This is a genomic window from Paenibacillus sp. ALE3, from assembly GCF_054113405.1.
This window is the reverse complement of the sequence record NZ_CM134214.1, coordinates 2172087-2191778: the sequence shown is the minus strand read 5'-3', so window position 1 is coordinate 2191778 and position 19692 is coordinate 2172087. Positions and strand designations below refer to the sequence as shown.

16 protein-coding genes are annotated in these 19692 nt (G+C 44.3%); 2 read left to right on the top strand and 14 right to left on the bottom strand.

The genetic code is table 11. The features are described from left to right. Positions 1 to 70: 70 nt before the first annotated feature. The 11 genes from ACXHJ2_RS09900 to ACXHJ2_RS09850 all read right to left on the bottom strand — a co-directional run bounded on the left by ACXHJ2_RS09900 (position 71) and on the right by ACXHJ2_RS09850 (position 12179). Positions 71 to 1117, bottom strand: a complete 1047-nt coding sequence (locus ACXHJ2_RS09900; RefSeq protein ID WP_039276047.1) for a FecCD family ABC transporter permease — start codon at positions 1115 to 1117, stop codon at positions 71 to 73. A 1-nt stretch (position 1118) separates the two neighbouring features. After that, on the bottom strand, positions 1119 to 2183 hold the full coding sequence (locus tag ACXHJ2_RS09895; protein ID WP_017427752.1) for a FecCD family ABC transporter permease: 1065 nt from the start codon (positions 2181 to 2183) through the stop codon (positions 1119 to 1121). A gap of 229 nt (positions 2184 to 2412) precedes the next feature. Further along, positions 2413 to 3393, bottom strand: a complete 981-nt coding sequence (locus tag ACXHJ2_RS09890) for an ABC transporter substrate-binding protein (protein ID WP_165080676.1) — start codon at positions 3391 to 3393, stop codon at positions 2413 to 2415. 37 nt (positions 3394 to 3430) lie between these two features. Next, positions 3431 to 5146 (bottom strand): ABC transporter ATP-binding protein, encoded by a 1716-nt coding sequence (locus ACXHJ2_RS09885; RefSeq protein WP_165080678.1) that lies wholly within the window; start codon positions 5144 to 5146, stop codon positions 3431 to 3433. 32 nt (positions 5147 to 5178) lie between these two features. Further along, the gene (locus ACXHJ2_RS09880; RefSeq protein WP_165080680.1) at positions 5179 to 6186 is read right to left on the bottom strand and encodes an ABC transporter substrate-binding protein; all 1008 of its coding nucleotides are present in this window, start codon (positions 6184 to 6186) and stop codon (positions 5179 to 5181) included. A 221-nt stretch (positions 6187 to 6407) separates the two neighbouring features. After that, positions 6408 to 7328 (bottom strand): ribose ABC transporter substrate-binding protein RbsB, encoded by a 921-nt coding sequence (gene rbsB / locus ACXHJ2_RS09875; protein WP_165080682.1) that lies wholly within the window; start codon positions 7326 to 7328, stop codon positions 6408 to 6410. 34 nt (positions 7329 to 7362) lie between these two features. Next, positions 7363 to 8331: a ribose ABC transporter permease RbsC gene (gene rbsC, locus ACXHJ2_RS09870; protein ID WP_017427749.1), complete on the bottom strand. Its 969-nt coding sequence runs from the start codon at positions 8329 to 8331 to the stop codon at positions 7363 to 7365. A 1-nt stretch (position 8332) separates the two neighbouring features. After that, positions 8333 to 9814 carry a sugar ABC transporter ATP-binding protein gene (locus ACXHJ2_RS09865; RefSeq protein WP_165080684.1) on the bottom strand — a complete coding sequence of 494 codons (1482 nt, stop codon included), beginning with the start codon at positions 9812 to 9814 and terminating at the stop codon, positions 8333 to 8335. A 31-nt stretch (positions 9815 to 9845) separates the two neighbouring features. Then, positions 9846 to 10280 (bottom strand): D-ribose pyranase, encoded by a 435-nt coding sequence (rbsD, locus tag ACXHJ2_RS09860; protein ID WP_165080686.1) that lies wholly within the window; start codon positions 10278 to 10280, stop codon positions 9846 to 9848. Then, positions 10280 to 11158 (bottom strand): ribokinase, encoded by an 879-nt coding sequence (gene rbsK, locus ACXHJ2_RS09855; RefSeq protein ID WP_017427746.1) that lies wholly within the window; start codon positions 11156 to 11158, stop codon positions 10280 to 10282. Before rbsK ends, rbsD begins: the two co-directional genes overlap by 1 nt. Then, complete coding sequence (locus ACXHJ2_RS09850; protein ID WP_017427745.1) at positions 11151 to 12179, bottom strand: LacI family DNA-binding transcriptional regulator; 1029 nt, start codon at positions 12177 to 12179, stop codon at positions 11151 to 11153. Before ACXHJ2_RS09850 ends, rbsK begins: the two co-directional genes overlap by 8 nt. A 209-nt stretch (positions 12180 to 12388) precedes the next feature. Between ACXHJ2_RS09850 and ACXHJ2_RS09845 the strand changes: the two genes are divergently transcribed. After that, positions 12389 to 13117, top strand: coding sequence for a DsbA family oxidoreductase (locus tag ACXHJ2_RS09845; RefSeq protein ID WP_151255993.1), 729 nt, complete (start codon positions 12389 to 12391; stop codon positions 13115 to 13117). A 90-nt stretch (positions 13118 to 13207) separates the two neighbouring features. On the opposite strand, the gene ACXHJ2_RS09840 is transcribed toward ACXHJ2_RS09845, so the two are convergent. Continuing rightward, entirely contained in the window at positions 13208 to 13996 is a 789-nt protein-coding gene (locus ACXHJ2_RS09840) for an SDR family oxidoreductase (protein ID WP_016820742.1), read from the bottom strand. A gap of 155 nt (positions 13997 to 14151) precedes the next feature. Then, positions 14152 to 15063 carry a copper amine oxidase N-terminal domain-containing protein gene (locus tag ACXHJ2_RS09835; RefSeq protein WP_016820741.1) on the bottom strand — a complete coding sequence of 304 codons (912 nt, stop codon included), beginning with the start codon at positions 15061 to 15063 and terminating at the stop codon, positions 14152 to 14154. 240 nt (positions 15064 to 15303) lie between these two features. On the opposite strand from ACXHJ2_RS09835, the gene ACXHJ2_RS09830 reads away from it, so the two are divergent. After that, on the top strand, positions 15304 to 16221 hold the full coding sequence (locus tag ACXHJ2_RS09830) for an AEC family transporter (protein WP_019687395.1): 918 nt from the start codon (positions 15304 to 15306) through the stop codon (positions 16219 to 16221). Positions 16222 to 16505: 284 nt separating this feature from the next. On the opposite strand, the gene ACXHJ2_RS09825 is transcribed toward ACXHJ2_RS09830, so the two are convergent. Continuing rightward, positions 16506 to 19577, bottom strand: a complete 3072-nt coding sequence (locus ACXHJ2_RS09825) for a X2-like carbohydrate binding domain-containing protein (protein ID WP_165080688.1) — start codon at positions 19575 to 19577, stop codon at positions 16506 to 16508. Positions 19578 to 19692: the final 115 nt, after the last annotated feature.

The following is a 19692-nucleotide window of genomic DNA, read 5'->3' as shown; positions in this document are numbered from 1 at the left end:
TGCTACAAGAAATAAAAAAATAACCTTCAGTTCCACTTCCTTAGTGGTGTTGAAGGTTATTTTTTATTTTTCATCCTTTTGAGCGACTCAGCAAATATAAGAAGTATGGCGCACCTATGATGGCAACAATTAATCCTGTCGGAATTTCTTTCTGTAAAGGTAAGGCTCGTGTGATCGTATCCGCTACGAGTACCAGAAGTGCTCCGACTAAAGCACACGTTACAAGCAACATTTTATGCTTCGGACCCACCAGCTTTCTTGCCAAATGTGGAGCTACCAAACCGACAAAACCGATTCCGCCACTAACCGACACACTTGAACTAGCCAGTCCGACCGCAGCCGCGAGGAGAAGAATACGTTCCTTTTCGATAGGTGTACCTAACCCGGATGCCGTCTGATCCCCCAAATTAAGCACATTCATAACATTTGCTTTATAGTATGCGAAAGGAAGCAATACAATTAGCCAAGGCAGCAGAGCCATTACGAATTTCCAATTTGAACCCCATATGCTTCCTGCTAACCAATTAGCTACAAACGTGTAGCTTTCAGGTGTTAACTTAAGAGTCATAATGATCATGGTAGCACTGATACCCGCCGCTACCCCAATTCCGCTCAGCAATAGCCTTGTCGGAGAAATACCTTCGCCTTTTTTGTAAGAAAGAGCATAAATCAGAATAGCAGCCGCTCCCGATCCAATGAGTGCAAGAGCGGGAAGTAAAAATAATGAATTCATCGTTTGCATCGATGGGAAAAGCAGTACAAACAGCATAACCATCAGCCCGGCACCTGCATTAATCCCCAGAATACCAGGGTCCGCTAGGCTGTTACGCGATACCCCCTGCATGATGCAACCGGAAACAGCCAAACCTGCGCCGATCAGAATGGAAATAACCATTCGCGGCAACCGGAATTCAAAGAGAATTAATTCCTGCTGTGGAGTCCCTTGTCCGAACAAGGTTCTAAAAAGCTCCATTGGCGAAAGCCGGATCGTTCCCGTATTCGCGCTTATGGTGAATGCAGCAACGAGCAATACAAGCAAAATGATAACAACGATCCAATCATGGATTTTTTTACGGTGACTTGCTTTGGCAATAGCACCATTCGTAACGTTACTCATCTTACAGTGCCCTCCTTTCTTTACGTGCCAGATAAAGGAAGAATGGAACACCAATTAAGGCAATAAGTACGCCCACTGGTGTTTCCTCAGGTGCGTTAATCATACGGGCCGCCAGATCGGCAAAAACGATAAGTAAAGCTCCCATTATAGCCGAACAAGGAATAATCCAGCGATAATCAACCCCAACCAGTTTGCGCGTAATATGGGGAATAATCAAACCCACGAAGCCTATAGAACCAACCAGCGATACCGCGGCACCTGCCAGGATCAATACGAGAATCATCCCGGCGATCTTTACCATCCCAGTTCGCTGACCAAGACTCAACGCAATTTCATCGCCTAGACTAAGTAACGTAATAGAGCGTGATAACATGAGAGCACCGATAAAAGCTGCCACAACCCACGGAACGACAATGCCTAGCTGAACCCACTTAGTTCCACTAAGTCCCCCAGCGTACCAAAAGGCCAAATCCTGTCCAACATTAAAGTATAAACTGATCGTATCACCTAAGGCAGACAGCAACGCCGTGACAGCTGCACCCGCCAATACAAGACGAACTGGCGTAATACCTGATTTGGAAATAGCGCTTGTACCATAGACCATCACAACCGCCAAGGCTGCACCTACAAAAGAATACAACATTAACTGCAAAAAGGAAGTACCCGGAAAAAGAGCAAAGCAAATCGCCATCGTCAAGCTGGCGCCCGAATTCAGCCCAAGCAAGCCAGAGTCCGCAAGCGGATTGCGGGTCATTCCCTGCATAATGGCCCCTGCTACGGCAAAACAAACTCCGATTAACACACCACCCAGAATTCGAGGTAGACGGATTTCCCATATAATTTGATGGTTTTGCAGCTCAGGATTAAAATGAAAGACGGCGTTCCAGACCTCCTCCAATCTGATTGAGGCTGCACCAAATGATAAAGAAAGAGCGATACCGAACGCTAACAGTGCTAATCCGGCTGTCAGGATAAGCGAAGCCGCCCATGGCCGCGAGTGAAATTGAGTCGGCGGCTGATTGTGATTACTTTGAGCAGGACTATCCGAAGATTCTGATAATTTCATAACTATGGTTCACCCTTACTGTTGAATAGTATGTAGGTATCACGAAAACCTGTAGTGGAGATAATGTTTGATAATGAGAATTATTATCATGCAATCTTTACTATTGTAAATTAATGTGGCAACGGCTTCAATAGCAAAATTTCGACGATTCTCTAATGCCCTGCTATTTTGTGAAAAAACAAAGCCCTCCGGCAAAAATACCAAAGGGCTGCCAACATTACCGAAACCATTACTTCTGTGAGACGTTTTCATTATTCCGCTGGACGATCATATCTGCCAATTCTTCAGCTTGCCCCATAATAGCGATAGGATCGAAGTACCAGTATCGATCCTCCTGAAGCTCAAAAACCTTCCCATTACGGACCGCACTCAGTGATTTCCATATGCTGTCTCCTTCATAACCGCTCAAATCCTTGTTAACCGTCAGAAAAATGTAAGAGCCAGCATATTGATTAATAACTTCCTTGGAAATTGACTTCCATTGAGTCTCGCCTAATAGTTCTTTTTGGACAAGTGGTGGAGGTGTCAAATTCAATCCTCTATAAACCGCCTGTCCTCCTCTGCCAAAATTATCACCGTATACATAGTATTCTTTATCTGTGGCTTCCATTACTGTGAAAGTATCCCCGGGTTGAACAATTCCCTTTAATTTGTCACGTGCAGCTTGCAATCGCTGGTCGTATTGGGCAAGCCATGTTTTGGCTTCCTGTTCTTTTCCCAGCAGCTCACCAAAAGCTGTCAGTTCCTCATGCACATTCTTGTATGTTCCATAAGGGATGACTATCGTCGGAGCAATTTTACTATATTTTCCATATTCAGAAGCATCCTTGGAACCAATCAGAATCATATCCGGCTGTAGAGCCAATACTTTTTCAATGGATACACTACCGCGGTCTCCAATACTTGCAATGCCTTGTACAAGATCCTTCGAAAACGGATTATCCAGATAATATTTAACACTTCCCACAGGTTTAATTCCTAATGCTAATAAATCATTCTGGTACATATCTACTACAATCCGCTGAGGGTGAACCGGAATCTGAATATCCCCATGAATCGTCTTAACTGTTTTCGTTGCAGCTAACTTTGATTCACCAGAAGCTTGATTTTGCTTTTCGTCTGGCTGATTTACCTTTCCACTACAGGCGCTAAGAATGACAATGACTGACAAAAGCATCGTCACAATCCACATTTTCTTTGTCAAACTCATTCATTCCTCTCTCTATTTACGAAGTCGCAATTGACTCTTACGTTCCATACTGAGCTTGGTGCAGGCGGCTATATGCACCTTTTACAGCCATTAATTCTTCATGTTTTCCTTGCTCGGCAATCCCCTGATCTGCAACTACAATAATACGGTCAGCATTTTTGATCGTTGCCAGACGATGGGCGATCACGAGTGTCGTGCGACCTTGAGATAGCTCTGTCAGGGCTTGCTGAATTGCAGCTTCTGTCTCTGTATCCAATGCCGATGTCGCTTCATCCAAAATGAGAATTGGCGGATTTTTCAGAAACATCCGGGCAATGGATAAACGTTGCTTTTGACCACCGGACAGCTTTACGCCTCGCTCACCGATCATCGTATCCAGCCCCTCTGGATAGGATCGAACAAGTTCTTCAATCTGGGCTCGACGGGCAGCATCCCAGATTTCGTCTTCTGAAGCATCAAGTTTGCCGTAAGCGATATTTTCACGAATCGTTCCATCAAAAAGGAATACATCCTGCTGTACGATTCCAATCATGGACCGCAGCGAATCCAGCTTCATTTCACGGATATCCATACCATCAATCTTAATGCTGCCTTCCTCGACATCATAGAAGCGTGGCAGCAAGCTGCAAAGTGTCGTTTTGCCTGCTCCTGAAGGACCCACAAGAGCTACAGTTTCTCCTGCATGAATAGCAAGGTCCACTTTGCGCAGTACCTTGTCTTTGTTTTCATAGCCAAACGTTACGCCTTCAAATTGAATATCTCCGTTGAGATGCTTAACGGTCTTCGCACCTGGAAGATCCTCTACGTCAGATTCACTTTCCAGCAAATCCAAGTAACGTCGGAAGCCGGCAATTCCTTTGGGGTACGTTTCAATGACAGAGTTAATTTGTTTGATGGGTGCGAGGAATACATTGGACAGCATTACAAATGCGATAAATTCCCCATAGGACATCTGCCCCTTAATAACAAACCATGTTCCACATACAAGCACAAACAACGAGACCAGCTTCATCAGAATAAAGCTAATTGAAGAATTCCATGCCATAATGCGATATGCGATCAGCTTTGTTTTACGAAACCGTCCATTATTCTCAGCAAAACGATCCATTTCATGTGCTTCGTTGGAAAACGCTTGAACAACACGGATACCGCTAATGTTATTTTCAATCCGGGCGTTGTAATCCGCAATATCAGAAAACATACGATGGAATGCAGCATTCATTTTGCGACTAAAATACAAAGACAGGTAGATCATCAGTGGAACAATAATGAATGTCAGCACAGCCAGCTTCCAGTTAATACTAAGCATGATACCGAAAGCCCCGCCCAGAGTCATCAGTGCAATGAACAAATCTTCTGGTCCGTGGTGGGCAATCTCTCCAATATCCATCAGATCGTTGGTCATACGGGAGACCAGATGGCCTGTTTTGTTATTGTCAAAAAAGCGAAAGGATTGCTTTTGTACTCGATCAAACAGCTTTTTACGCATATCTGACTCAATGTTAATCCCCAGCTTGTGTCCCCAATAGGTAACGACATAATTCAATCCGGCGCTTACGACATAAATCCCAAGCAAAGATAAACAGGCAAATAAAATCCATTTCCAATTTCCACTGGGTAGCAAATCATCAACTACCCGATTGACTGCAAGTGGAAAAGCCAGTTCCAGCAGTGCAGCTAGTATGGCGCAAGTAAAATCAATGATAAACAAAGTCCGGTAGGGACGGTAATATTCAAAAAATCGTCTTAGCATAAGACTTCTCCCTTCCTATTTAAATGAGCTGATTATTTAGGTTCGACGGAAAACATGTTAACGGCCTCATCCAGTGATTGATCGATAGCCAGTGGTGAGTAGGTAAACCAAGGATCGGCCTTGATGAAATACACTTTGTGGTTTTTGACAGCCGGGAGATTTCTCCACAGCGCACTTTGTTCAATTTCCTTCAACATTCCGTCCTTAGTCGCTTCATCGTAAACCAGCATAATAATACGATCTCCTGACAGTTCAGGCAGTTTTTCCATCGAAATGCTATCGTATACAAAGTTATACTTCGGGTCCTTTGCGAGCTTCTGACGTATGTACTCTGGAGGATTCAATTCCAGTGAACGGTAGATGACATGTCCTACATTTCGCGCCCCGTACACTCTCAGCACGTCCTTACCGTAGGTCATATAAATGGTAATCGTTTCATCTTTCTTGAATTTTCCAGTCAGCTTTTTTCGACCTTCTTCAGCCTTTTTGTCAAAACTAGCAATCCACTGATCGGCTTCCTTGTCCTTACCCAGTACGGCTGCGACATCCCGCAGCTGCTTAAATACATCTCCATCTCCAAAAGAAACGGCTACGGTTGGAGCAATCTTCTCCAGTTGCTCCCTCACTTCTGGCGAGGTATCTTCTGTTGCTATAATCAGATCAGGTTGTAGCTCTAATACCTTTTCCAAATTTGTCGGATTCCCAATATCAGCAATCCCGTCAATCTTACCTTTCAAATAGTCGCCTTCTAACACATGAGAAGCAGCCCCTACTGGTTTAACACCTAAAGCCAGCATCTCATCCAAATATTGTGTCGTGACAACCCGCTGTGGATTTGCAGGGATACTGATCTTTTTGCCAGTGGCATCAACATATTCGCGCGCGGCAACTGATTTGGATTGTCCGTTAAGGGCATCCGTTCCACTCTTGTCATTGGTCTGGTTACTACTTGGTGCATTTCCACATGCAGCCAATACAACCATCAAAAAAACGGCAAAACCAAGCATAATTCCTCTTTTTAATCTGTTCTTTTGTTGCACAATATACGTCCTCCTTAGATATATGCCTTCATAAAATGATAGTGATTCTCATTATCATACAAGTGTTATTCTATCTTTTACCGTCTCTTCTTACAATACAAAAATTAAAAACTTCCATTCATGTGTATATATCGTCTTGGCAAAATATCCAAAAAAAAAGAACTGATGCGTATTCTTTGCATCAGTTCGAATGCTTCATAGGTTGGTTTCCATGCCCATTCTTATTTGGATTGATCCACTAACTCCAGTTTGGCGGGAATCGATGTTTTCACGGTTTTACCTTGAAGTACATCCTTGGCTGCTTGCACTGCCAATTGTCCAATCAACTCAGGTTGCTGAGCCACGGTGGCTGTTAGTTTCCCTTCCTTAATTGATTTAAGCGCATCCTCGTTACCATCAAAACCGATGACTGGAATTTTCTTACCAGAGCTTTGAATGGCTTCAATCGCTCCCAACGCCATTTCATCATTGTGGGCAAATACCGCCTGAACATCCGGGTTGCCTTGCAGCAGGTTTTCCATCACATTCAAACCTTTGGTCCGATCAAAATCAGCCGACTGCTTGGCGATGACCTTCAGGTCCTTATCTGCCACTTCATGGAAGCCTTTCCCACGTTCACGGGTAGCCGATGCGCCTGGAACGCCTTCCAACTCAATAACCTTGGCGCCTTTTCCGACTTGATCAATCACGTATCTGGCAGCCATCCGTCCTCCCTCGACGTTGTCTGAAGCGACTAGCGCTTTCACATCACCTTTGTCAGCGGAACGGTCCAGCGTAATTACAGGAATGTTCAAAGCATTCGCTGACTGTACCACAGTGGAGATAGCCGACGAATCTGTCGGATTAATGAGTAACGCATTTACTCCCTGTTGGATCAGATCATCCACATCATTACTTTGCTTCGCAGAATCATTTTGTGCATCGACCACAATAACCTGCAATCCTTGCTTTTTGGCCTCTGCAACAACTCCGTCTTTGAGGGAAACGAAGAATGGATTATTCAAGGTTGAGATCGACAAGCCGATTTTAATGTCCTTCAGGTCTGCAGCCGCTTTAGGCTTCGCCCATTCGGGCGGTTCCAGGGAACACCCTGTCATGAGCAGGAGCAGCAAGGCCGTCATGATTAATGTAAGCTTTTTCATATTTGTGTGTCTCCTTCTATGCAGTTTAGGTGTATTATGCGGATTTTTTACGATCAATCAATACAGCAATAGCAATGACGATTCCTTTTACGACCATTTGGTAAAAAGAGTTAACCCCCAGCAAATTCAAGCCGTTGTTTAGTGTCCCGATGATTAGCACACCAATTAATGTACCTACAATCCGTCCGCGTCCTCCCGAAAGGCTTGTTCCACCTAATACGACAGCCGCAATGGCATCCAGTTCATAAGAAGCACCTGCTGTCGGCTGCGCTGAATTCAAGCGTGAGGTCAAGATAGCACCCGCCAATGCGGAAAGCATTCCCGCCAAAGAGTAAATCCAGATTTTTACACGTGGTACTTTAATACCTGAAACAATCGAAGCTTTCTCGTTGCCGCCGATGGCATACGTTTTGCGTCCGAAAGGTGTTTTATGCAGAATGATCCACAGAGCAGCAAAGGTAATGAGCATCGTAATCGCCGGGACCGGAATACCAAACTGATAACCACGACCGAATAATTGAAATACCAGACTATCTCCGAGCCCCGTAATAGGGTTACCGTTGGTATAAACTAATGTTAATCCTCTAAAAATAGTCATGGTTGCGAGTGTGGCGATAAACGGAGCCATTTTACCTTTCGTAATCATCAAGCCGTTGACCATTCCCATCACGCCACCCAATGCACAGCCAATGATAATCGCCAAAATCGGATCGAAGCCGGCCAACATCATATTTGCGACAAACGCACTGGATAGTGCTAATATAGAGCCAACGGACAAATCGATTCCGCCTGTAAGAATAACGAAGGTCATACCGAACGCAATCAACGCATTAATAGATACCTGGCGCAACAAATTCAAAATATTAAGCGGTTCCAAAAAGCTGGGATTTAAGGCCGATACAATGATCACCAAAATAATGAGCCCCAACAATGGGCCAAGCTTCTGTGTGATTTGTGATATTTGAATGCCTTTGCTACCTTTTGCTTCATTCATAGTTGTCATATTACTGTCCTCCTGTAGCTAGCGTCATAATATTTTCTTGTGTGGCTTCTTCCCTGCTTAGCTCTCCGCTGATCTTCCCCTCGTGTACCACGACAATACGATCACTCATGCCAAGTACCTCGGGAAGCTCTGAGGATACCATGATAATTGCGACTCCACGTTCGGTCAGTTCGTTCATCAACTGGTAGATTTCCCGTTTGGCTCCTACATCCACGCCTCTCGTCGGTTCGTCAAGAATGAGCACATTGGGACCGATACCTACCCATTTGGCAATAACCACCTTTTGCTGATTGCCACCTGACAAACTGCCAACCGTCGCTTCGGCTGATTGGGTTTTGATTTGTAAGCGCTTAATTAATGTATTAACAAAATCCATCTCTTTTTTGCCTGATATAAATCCTTTTGATGTAAAACTGAACAGATTCGTCAGCACCATGTTTTCCCGAATAGAAAAATCCAGCACTAAGCCCTCATCTTTTCGATCTTCTGTAATGAAGCCAATCCCTAGTTTCACTGCATCATCCGGCTTGCGAATAGACACCTTTTTCCCACGTACGTGTATCTCACCACGATCCAAAGTATCCAGTCCAAATAACGACCGCATGATCTCGGTCCGTCCCGAGCCCATCAAGCCCGAAAAACCTACAATTTCCCCAGAGCGCACTGTAAAATTCACATTTTCAAATAGACCTTTATGTGATGCGTTTTTGACCTCTAGCACCACTTCTCCCAAAGAAGGCGTTCTTACCGGGTAGCGTTCAGTCAGCTCTCTGCCAACCATTTTCCGTACAACCTCGTCAAAATTCGTATCGGGGATCGCTTGAGTATCTACGGTTTTTCCGTCACGCATAATGGTAATCCGATCACAGATCGCGAATATCTCCTCCATCCGGTGAGAAATATACACAATTGAAACACCATCTTTTTTCAAGGAAGTAATAACCTCAAACAGCTTTTGTATTTCCCGTTCGGTTAAGGCTGCTGTCGGCTCATCCATTACGATCACTTTGGCATCCGTCATGAGTGCTTTGGCTATTTCAATCATTTGTTGTTGACCCACTGAACACTCGCCTGCTTCACCGTTCAAAGGAAGGTTTACTGAAAGCTTGCTAAATTGCTCATTTGCTAGCGCTTTCATTTTAGAGCTATCTAGTAATCCCCATTTAGAAGTCATTTCCTTGCCGATAAATAGATTTTCCAGTACCGTCATCTCTGGCCATACATTCAGTTCCTGGTGAATAAAAGCAATTCCTTTTTGCTCCGCTTCCTTGGGGTTGGCAAAATAGGTTTCCTGACCGTCAATGATGATCGTTCCCTCATCGCGTCGATGCAGTCCGATTAAAATATTCATCAGCGTTGATTTGCCTGCACCATTTTCACCCATGAGGGCATGTACTTCTCCTTCACGGAGATCAAAGTCAACACCACTTAGTACCTGATTGGTTCCAAAGGCTTTGTGAATTCCTTTCATTTGAATCTGCATGCTGTTCCCCCCTTTTTTATTCAACACTAATTTATCCAAAAAGAACTCCTGCCTGTAAAATACAATTGGCAAACGGCGTAGCCTCTCCTGTACGGATGACAGCTTTGGCTTGCCGAGTTAATGTCTTAAATTGTTCATGTGAGCAAAACTCAATGACGGCAGTCGGCTGAATGATCTGTGAATGCTCTACTTGCTCTCCTGCAAAGGTGCGCATAATATACTGTAACGCTTGTTCATTTTCTTGTTTGATTTCTTCAGCCAGTGTTACTTTTTCAATCACCATATCTGCGGCAATGACATCAACAACGTCCTGAAAGGACGGAATACCCAGTTTCAATGCCAAATCAATTTTGGTAACGCCTTCAGGAACTGGTAAGCCGGCATCAGCCACGACAATAAAGTCCGTGTGGCCGAGATCCGTTAATATTTTGGATATATGACTGTTTAGAATTCCATGTTTCTTCATTATAATTGCTCCTCTACTTCACGACGGGTTGGCATTCCACCTTGCGCTCCAAATTTGGTAACAGACAATGACGCAGCACGATTAGCAAATTTCACACTGTCTGCCAGCGATTTTCCTTCAGCCAGTGCCACCGCAAAAGCAGCGTTGAACGTATCTCCTGCACCTGTTGTATCCACGGCTTCGACCTTGTAAGTAGGAACTACAACTTCCTGTTCTCCGTCGAAAAACCGTACACCGTTGCTGCCTTCCGTTACAAACAACTTGTTCGGATATTTGCGCAGCGCTTCTTGAAGACTCATATCCTTAAACATGATGGCGGCTTCATGCTCATTTGGCGTAATGTAGGCTGCATTGGCAATTACGCTTTCTTCCACCTCACGAGCCGGGGCTGGATTCAGCAGCAAGGGTACCTGATACTTCGCACAAATTTCGCTTACATAAACAATCGTCTCCGCCGGTATTTCCTGTTGAATTAATACAATATCCGAACTTCGAATAACATCAAGCGCTTCTTCCACGTAAGCGGGTGTAACTTCATTATTCGCTGCTTTTACCACGACAATACTGTTATCACCCTCGGCTAGTACAATGTGTGCTGTACCGCTTTCCATATGTGTAACCGGTTTCACATAGTTAATATGAACATGATTTTCTTCAAAATTGCGTAAAATCTGTTGTCCCAAATGGTCGTCTCCTACACGTCCAATCATCGTAACGTCCGCCCCGAGTCGTGCTGCAGCTACTGCCTGATTGGCTCCTTTACCGCCAGGTACGGTTGTAAAGCTTTCTCCCAATACCGTTTCACCAGCACCAGGGCGTTTGGAAGAAGTAACTACGAGGTCCATCGAACTGCTTCCGATAACCGAAATTTTAGCCATGATGATCCACCTTTCTCGTTGTTTCCCGTTCGATAAATTTGACGGGCAATTGTATGCTTGAATAGGTAAGTACTTTCGAATGTAGATTAGGTACACTTGACTTCGTTGCTTGCGACTGCTCAATCAATTGAATGAGCAGACCTGCCGCTTCCCAGCCCATTTCATAAGCAGGCTGCCGGATTGTTGATAATGGCGGAAATAACAAGCTGCTTAATGGTATATCATCAAACCCGATAATTTGAACATCTTCCGGGATTTTCTTTCCTAATCTATGTGCTTCATGCATCACCGCGGTAGCTACAATATCGTTACTGGCAATAACTCCGTCCGTATCCGGATACTTGCTGAACAGCTCTTTGGCCCATAACTCAGCTTCCTTGAACGAAAAGGACGTTGTCTCGACGATATGGTAAGCAATACCAGAATGCTGAAGCTCTTCCACTGCCCCGCGAAAACGATCTTGTGCTGGACGAATATGAGCAGGACCCTGCATGACTGTAATTTGTCTGCTGCCACGGGCAACCATAGCCTGTGCAGCCAAGCGACCGCCATGAGCTCCATCCGCATAAACGGAGAGACTGTCACTGGAAGTCCGATCGAGAAAAACGACTGGTATTTTCAGTTTGGCGTAACAGTCGGCAGCAGGGTCATTGGTAGATGAAATAACCCCAACAACATTATTCTGAACAAAAGTATCCATGTAATCTAATTCTTTTTGGCGATCCTCATCACTATTACCGAAAATAATACGAAAATCATTTTCCTGCATTCGATCCTCCACCCCACGAGCCAACAAGGGAAAGTAAGGGTTTGTAATATCCGGCAGCAGCAGGCCGATTAATCTGGATTTCTTTTTATACAGAGAACGTGCAACTTCATTAGGCTTGTAATTTAGCTGCTTCACCGCAGCTTCAACTTTTCGCCGTGTATCCTCGTGGACATAGCCGGTTTCATTAATAACTCGGGATACGGTCGCCACGGAAACACCTGCAAAACTTGCTACCTGCTTAATTGTTGTCATAATGTAGGTTCAACTCCAATTGTGTAACCGGTTACAGATATAAAATATCATAGCATTTATTTTTTGACAAGCATTAATTATTTGCACATCGAAAGCAATAGCCGTATAATCTTTTTGTAACTGATGAAGTTTCACCTTTTCGCTTATACTAAAGTATGCTGATTCACTCTCAGTTGCTCAATAAAATATATATATGGAGGCATTTCCTGATGAATATCGAAGTTTGGTCTGATTATATGTGTCCGTTCTGTTATATTGGCAAACGCCGTTTGGAGCAAGTCTTGCAGCAGTTCCCACATCGCGATGAGGTTCAATTGACATTCAAGAGTTTTGAATTAAATCCGAATGCTGTGAAAGATAGTGGTAAGACGATTAATGAGGAACTATCAGCAAAATATGGCGTTAGTCTGCAAGAGGCTCATGCCATGAATGATCGCATGACCGAAAACGCACGTTCTACAGGTCTGGAGTACAATATTCATGCCATGGTGCCGACAAACTCTTTCGATGCTCACCGTCTAACGCATTGGGCTCACACACAAGGCAAAATGCTGGAATTGAGCGAGCGTTTATTTCAGGCTGTCTTCATGGAAGGCAAGCATACTGGGGATCATGAAGTACTGGCAGCGTTGGCAGCCGAAGTTGGTTTGGATCATAACGAAGCCGCTGCCATATTAGCCGGTGACCGCTTTACCGACGAAGTTAGAGCTGATGAAACTGAAGGTGCTAAGTTAGGCGTTCAGGGTGTTCCATTCTTTGTATTTGATCGAAAATTTGCTGTTTCTGGTGCTCAGCCTGAGGAGGTATTTCACGATGCGCTTCAAAAAGCATGGGATGAACGTTCTCCTTTCACTATGATTAGCGGCAGCTTGTCCAAACAGGATGAAACTAGTGTATGTACCGATGACGGGTGCGAACTTCCAAGCCGCGAGAGCTGACCAGTCAATGAACTAAACCTCTTTTTAGATAACTTATGAAAAAGCGTGCCTGCACCAATTAAACCTGATGCGGCACGCTTCTTTATTTTTTTATAGTGATTTAATCATTCCGCCGTCCACAAGAATGGTGCTGCCAGTCAAATAGGATGAAGCCGATGACGCCAGAAAAGCAACGACTTTACCAAACTCTTCAGGCTCTCCGTACCGTCCCAACGGAATGCCCTCTTCTGCTTGTTTGCGAACTTGATCCGTCGTTTGGTGGGATTTTTCGGCTCGATGCTCGTCCAAGCTACGTACGCGATCGGTTGCAATTCTTCCTGGTGCTACAGTATGTACCAGAATATTATATGGGGCTAATTCCATGGACAATGTTTTCGCCAATCCGGCAACTCCAGTACGTAGTGTATTGGAAATAATCAGGCCCGGAATCGGCTGCTTCACTGATGATGAGGCGATATTTAAAATTCTACCACTTTGTTGTTTTTTCATATAGGGTAACGCCTCACGGATCAACCGGATATGACTAAGTAAATTTTGCTCAAAGGCCTGCATCCATACTTCGTCTGTAAAATCATCAAAGGTGCCCGCAGGAGGGCCGCCCGCATTGTTAACCAAAATATCGACGGTGCCAAACCAATCAACTGTACGGCGAATGGCCTGGGAGATATGTTCAGGTTTGGTTACATCACAAACTACATATTCAACGCGACCACTCGCTGTTTCCTGTAATTCGGCCTGAGTCCGCTGAAGCTCTGCTTCATTTCGTCCAGAAATAACAACATTCGCACCCTCACGTGCCAGCTCCCTTGCGCTTGCCTTGCCGAGTCCTTTACTGGAACCTGCAACAAAGGCTGCTTTCCCCGTTAATCCTAAATCCATCTATGACACTCCCTTTTCTCAGTGTTCTTTAATTGTACACATGACCAGCACATAATGCTAATAGCTAGGTACAAAGTAGCAAGGCAACACAAAAAAGGACCTGACATTTAGTCAGGCGCCTTTTCTATTATACACTATTTTCTTGGTTTATAGCACTATAATGCTTCAGATATTGTTGACTGCTCATATACAACAACGGACTGGCTCTCAGGCTCCCATTTAACATTTGCTCCCAAAGCCTCTCCGATTACCCTTACAGGTACCATTGTAGTTCCATCCACTATGGATCCTGGCTGCTCGATAGAATACGGCTGACCGTTAATATATGCTTTGGCGCTATTCACGAATAATTTGACGGACACGCCGTTGCGACTGACAGTAACAGCCTTTTCTTTCGGATCCCAGGAAACTTTGGCATTAAGGGCTTCGGAAGCTGTTCTAAAAGGAACAAGTGTGGTGCCATTGCGGTTAATCGGTTCGGCATCATATTTTTCACCATTCACGAACAGCTTCATACCTGATGACCTTCCAGCCTTCCTTGAGAATACATCCAGCTTTTTGTAGCTATCCAGATTGGACACATCAGCCAAAACTGCCTCCTCCTGCATGTAAACGGCATCTGTTACATTTCCGTTTTTATCCAGTAGCTCAGCAGCCTTAGTTAGTGCTTTGTCAGAATTTCGGATCAATTCAAGTTCAGCTACCTGCTCCGAGGTCAAACGATCCGGGTATTTTGTAAGCAGCAGATTCGCAATAACCGCTCCTGCCGGCTTATCTTTTGTATTTTCTACTGCTTGAAGCAGACCATTGTACCCGTTGTGTCCCTTGTGACCTTTATGGTCTTTGGACTCCCCGTATGTATCATCCGTTACTGCAACAGGGGTGTTCTTTTTGATTTCGTCGTGTTTATCTTTTTTGTTGCTCTTTTCATTCCGGTCTTTATCAGACGCCTTTGCTTCCTGTTTGTTCTCCTGACCATTTCCGCGCCCCTGTTTGGCTTCGGCTGTTCCTGCTGCCAGTCCCAAGACCAGTATACACGCTAATAATGCTGTCCAAGTGTTTCTCATGATGCGCTTCCTCCTTATAGTAAAAGACCAGGTTTAAATGTAACCTACATATATTAACGGCTACTATAAGCTAAATATGAAGCCCTTTTTTACTAGTGTTGCATTTGCAGGGACTGATGGCTAATCCAATATAATAAATTTTATTATGCGTGAACCTATTTCCACAGTATAATGGGAAATGCACGTGTATTTTAAGGGTTAACGTTTACATTCGCATAATAGAAAGAAGTGGAGACAGACATGTTCGGCACCATTCTTTTAGACGTTGTTTTACCTATTTTTGTCCTTATCGGTTTTGGCTGTATCATGCAATATTATTTTCGATTGGATTTGTATACCCTAGCTAAAATTAATTTTTATTATATCACCCCTGCAGTTGTGTTTACCGGTCTTTATAACTCTGAAATTTCTTTAATTCTCATGGGTGAGGTTTCACTTTTTTATGCCCTGTACATAGCTATTCTGTACGTAATCAGTACTACTGTTGCCAGATCTCTGAAATACAGCCCCGGAATGCGTGGAGCTTTTACAAACAGTGTCATGCTAGATAATTCAGGGAATTATGGTCTACCAATTAATCAGTTGGTGTTTAAAGGTGATCCGCTGGCTATTTCTGTCCAAGCTCTGATTATGACTTTTCAAAGCTTTGTTACATTTACATATGGTACTTTTGTTGTACAGAACGGTAAGGCCAATACACGAAAAATTTTAATTAATTTTTTGAAAATGCCTGTCCCCTACGCGCTTGTGCTGGGCCTGCTCCTGAATCTACTGCACAGTCCATTGCCTAATTTGCTGGCTGAGCCTCTAAATTATATTAGCCATTCGATGGTCGCAGTGGCTCTGCTTACTTTGGGAGCACAAATTGTGCAGTATCCTTTTCATTTGCGCCGGACAGCCGTGTATATCAGTATGGTATTACGCCTAATTGCAGGTCCAATAGTTGGCTTTATGCTCGTGTTTTTTCTAGATCTTAAGGGGATTCCCGCTCAAGCATTGCTCATTGCATCAGGTATGCCTACCGGTGTTAACACGAGTATTTTGGCAGAAGAATATAAAAATGAACCTGACTTTGCGGCACAGACAGTATTACTTTCTACGATTGTGAATGTCATTACGATGACTCTGTTAATTTCAATATCTCGTCATCTTACTTGAGGTGTATGATAAATATAAAGCTTGATTTGTAACGCTTTTTGTCTGAGGACAGGAGCGTTTCTTTTTCAATCAAAATAGGAACACATGTTCGTGACTGTACCCCTTTTTCTGTTTATAGTGGTGTGTTTGTTTGATGATGATGGTATGCGAGAAGGAATCTTTTTCTATTATAAATTTTTCATATAGTGAAATATTTATGTGTTTGAATTTAAACCTCTGATTCCTCCAAAAATAAAGCCAGCTCGCTCATTAGAGTGGCTGACTTAAGATTATTTTATGAAGATTTAAGGCTCAATTCCCCATTGCTTGATCCCAGACAGGTAAGCGGTTATTTTAGTGGAATCTTGTAAGCTATTTGCTGTGGGATTAAAGGAATAATCATCAGTTTGTGTATAATTGCTCCAATCCGCTTTGGATATCCGGGTTTGTAGCTCAACACTCTGACCAGGCTCTAAAGAACCTGCTGCCGACTTAAAACCAATTTCTGCATAAGAATCTGCACCTGGCTTTGCATCGGTTAATGTTCTGAAGTTAGCAATGACATTCCCTGTACCGATGCTAGACCAATCCGTAAAGAAGTTTTGTGATTTCTCCCCGTTAACGGTGTAATAATAACGCAATGTCACGTCTGCTAGGGAAACGGGTGAGCTTCCTGTATTGGTTATTTTAAACTTGGCACTGATCGTATTACTTGTTGCAGATACATTCCCATTGAAGGATTGCACCTTCAGAGCACCCTCGCCTGTTCCCGGCTCACTTGGCGTATCCCTTTTCACCGTAATCGTGAACAACGCATCATTGCCTGTACTAAAATGGAAGTTGAGCGTTGTCTCTCCTTTAGGAAGTTTAGATAAATACTTGTTGGTAAGAATAACTGTTTCTTCACTAACCGTATAATCTTCACCTTTGTTCAGTGCCACACTTCCCTGCTTGATCGCTTCTAGTGTATTACCGTTAAGAGTAAGCTTGACAGTAATATCGGTATTACTGTTAGCCACTCCATAGGTTGCAGCCGTCGGTGTAATACTTGCTTGTCCGGTAGATGGCTGATCACCACTCACACGATCTGCCACCAGAATGCCACGGCCATTCGTTCCCAGATAAGCACGTCCGTAAACCCGAGGATCCCCAATAATGGTGGTCACACGAGCATATTGATGCTTATCATCATTAATGCGTACCCAGTTTGTGCCAGCATCGTCCGAGCGATAAAATCCACGTGTACCGTCAATTTTACCAACGATAAACACTGCTGCATTGGTGCGATTGGGTGCTGCTTTGCCAAAGCCTACAAAATCCGCCTCCTGCACATGATCAAGCTTGGTGAATGTAACACCTGAATCCTTGGAATGCCATAAGCCGTATGGCCCTCCGTCCTCGGAGCCTCCAGCAAACCACACATCTCCTTCCGCTCCTCGTACAGCACCAATATCTGCATTACCTACACTTGGCAAACCAGTAACTGTGGATGGTGTGAAGGATGCGCCTCCATCAACACTTACATATATTTTCCCAGCAGCAAACGCGTAGTATTTGTTAGGATTTACTCGGTCAGAGGCGATCTTTGCATTAGCTGGAACTCCCGTGCTTGCTGTCCATGAGTTTCCTCCGGTTTTGGAATAAAATACACCTTTGTCCGATGTACTCCACAGCAATCCATTACCATTTGACGCTACCGCGATGCTTCCTCCTCCTGCCGTACCGGAAGGCTCGCTATTTGCTTTGTACCAGTTCGCTCCGCCATCATTGGATAATCCGATAGATTTGGCGTTTGGATCTTTTTTATAGTCTGCTTTACCTATCCTAGCCATAAAAGAAGGGTTCAACTCGGCATAATCAATGCTTTCGCTGCTTGTAAAGGTTGGATTATCCAGCATTTTAGCAGGAGCCTTGAACAGATCGTCATGTCTGAATCCGGAGACATCACCCACTGCACTCACCAGAGGAGCTCCAGTTGGAGGGCTCACCAAATCCAAAATCGCCGTTTCTTCTACCCCTTTAGCGGCTACCGAAATGTCCAGCTTACCTCCCTTGTCCCAATTGGTCAGATTTTTAGAGCCATAAATCGTAGCTCCTGTGCCGTACAGCATATGATCTGAATTAAATGGATCTATTTCCAGATCTCCAATCATCCAGCCCAGCTTGGGCGATACTTCCGGCGGTGCAGGATTGGCATTGAAAGTCAGCCAAGGCGCACCGGATATATCCAGATTGTACTTCAGCTTACGAGCTGGATAACCATCAAATTCCCAAATAGGGCTCCAGGTTGCCCCACGATCAGTACTGCGGTAAATCGTTTCATCCGGCCACCAGGCATTCAACGTTGCAACCATAAGTGTACCTGGCTTCTGGGCGTCCATTGTCAGTCCACCATATCCAAAATGATTGTCTGCGCTGCTGCTGGCAACGGGGCTAATGTTAGTCCACTGTCCACTGGCTGTATTCAGTTTCCACAGCTCACCCTTTGTTCCATCATACGGTCCAGCTCCATCGCTGTAAGAAATATACAGGTCGCCATCTGGCGATAAAACGCCGTGATGTGGCAAAAAGCCTGTAGGCTGGCCCGCTATAGCAGACCAGGTTGTCCCGCCATCAGTACTGCGATAGACACTTTGCTTTTTATCTGCGACACCCACATAGATGGTCTGTGTTGCTTTACTGGAAGAGCCCGTTTTTTTGTCAAAAGTGATCCAGGCTAAACCGACAATATCACTGGTGTATTCATTGGAAGGGTCCTGTACATACGTCCCCGGATTCGGAAAACTACTCACCTTGCTCCAGGTCGCCCCGTAATCGGAGCTTTTCCACAATCCATTACCACTTCGAGCTCCGAAGAATAATATATTGTTTTTATTCGGATCAATTGTCAGACGTTCACCCATCGAGCGTCCCGGCATATTGCCTCCTACCTTGAAGGGGAGCTTTGTCATCTGCCACGTATTCCCCTTGTCGGTAGAGCGCATAATTTGCCCGTTTTGTTTATCCCAGGAATTAGTATACGTGCCTGTAGCTATATATACACGATTCGGATCCACAGGGTCGGTGGCTAGTGCATCGACACCATTTTTGTTCCAATCCTCCCAGCCCACAGAATCCGTCAGCGGAATCCAGCTTTCACTCGCAGGATTCCAGCGGTAAGCTCCTCCAATATCTGTACGGGCATAGATCAGATCTTTTTCCGTTTCATTAAAAATAATACCAGGTACAAAACCACCTCCACCGCCTGTAACGACACTTTTCCAAGTATAATCGTCACTTGGAGCAGCATGGGTGGGTGCTATCATGCCTGTCCAGGAAGCACCCGCTACTATAAGCGCCAAACATACAATTCTCAACCTGCTTTTTGCCTTAGTCAATGAATTCAACCTCCTTCTCCGTAATCATTTAAAAATGCAAGTCATTTCGAGCTAAAAGTAAGCAGTCAATTGCGGATTCGTTCCTATCGTTATTATTCCATTCATCAATCAAACA

Excerpts from the sequence above, each read along its gene's own strand:
- ACXHJ2_RS09835 (WP_016820741.1), bottom strand. The coding sequence starts at position 15,063 with ATGAGAAACACTTGGACAGCATTATTAGCGTGTATACTGGTCTTGGGA.
- ACXHJ2_RS09885 (WP_165080678.1), bottom strand. The coding sequence starts at position 5,146 with ATGCTAAGACGATTTTTTGAATATTACCGTCCCTACCGGACTTTGTTT.
- rbsB (WP_165080682.1), bottom strand. The coding sequence starts at position 7,328 with ATGAAAAAGCTTACATTAATCATGACGGCCTTGCTGCTCCTGCTCATG.
- ACXHJ2_RS09865 (WP_165080684.1), bottom strand. The coding sequence starts at position 9,814 with ATGCAGATTCAAATGAAAGGAATTCACAAAGCCTTTGGAACCAATCAG.
- rbsC (WP_017427749.1), bottom strand. The coding sequence starts at position 8,331 with ATGACAACTATGAATGAAGCAAAAGGTAGCAAAGGCATTCAAATATCA.
- ACXHJ2_RS09850 (WP_017427745.1), bottom strand. The coding sequence starts at position 12,179 with ATGACAACAATTAAGCAGGTAGCAAGTTTTGCAGGTGTTTCCGTGGCG.
- ACXHJ2_RS09890 (WP_165080676.1), bottom strand. The coding sequence starts at position 3,393 with ATGAGTTTGACAAAGAAAATGTGGATTGTGACGATGCTTTTGTCAGTC.
- rbsD (WP_165080686.1), bottom strand. The coding sequence starts at position 10,280 with ATGAAGAAACATGGAATTCTAAACAGTCATATATCCAAAATATTAACG.
- ACXHJ2_RS09845 (WP_151255993.1), top strand. The coding sequence starts at position 12,389 with ATGAATATCGAAGTTTGGTCTGATTATATGTGTCCGTTCTGTTATATT.
- rbsK (WP_017427746.1), bottom strand. The coding sequence starts at position 11,158 with ATGGCTAAAATTTCGGTTATCGGAAGCAGTTCGATGGACCTCGTAGTT.
- ACXHJ2_RS09840 (WP_016820742.1), bottom strand. The coding sequence starts at position 13,996 with ATGGATTTAGGATTAACGGGGAAAGCAGCCTTTGTTGCAGGTTCCAGT.
- ACXHJ2_RS09900 (WP_039276047.1), bottom strand. The coding sequence starts at position 1,117 with ATGAGTAACGTTACGAATGGTGCTATTGCCAAAGCAAGTCACCGTAAA.
- ACXHJ2_RS09895 (WP_017427752.1), bottom strand. The coding sequence starts at position 2,183 with ATGAAATTATCAGAATCTTCGGATAGTCCTGCTCAAAGTAATCACAAT.
- ACXHJ2_RS09830 (WP_019687395.1), top strand. The coding sequence starts at position 15,304 with ATGTTCGGCACCATTCTTTTAGACGTTGTTTTACCTATTTTTGTCCTT.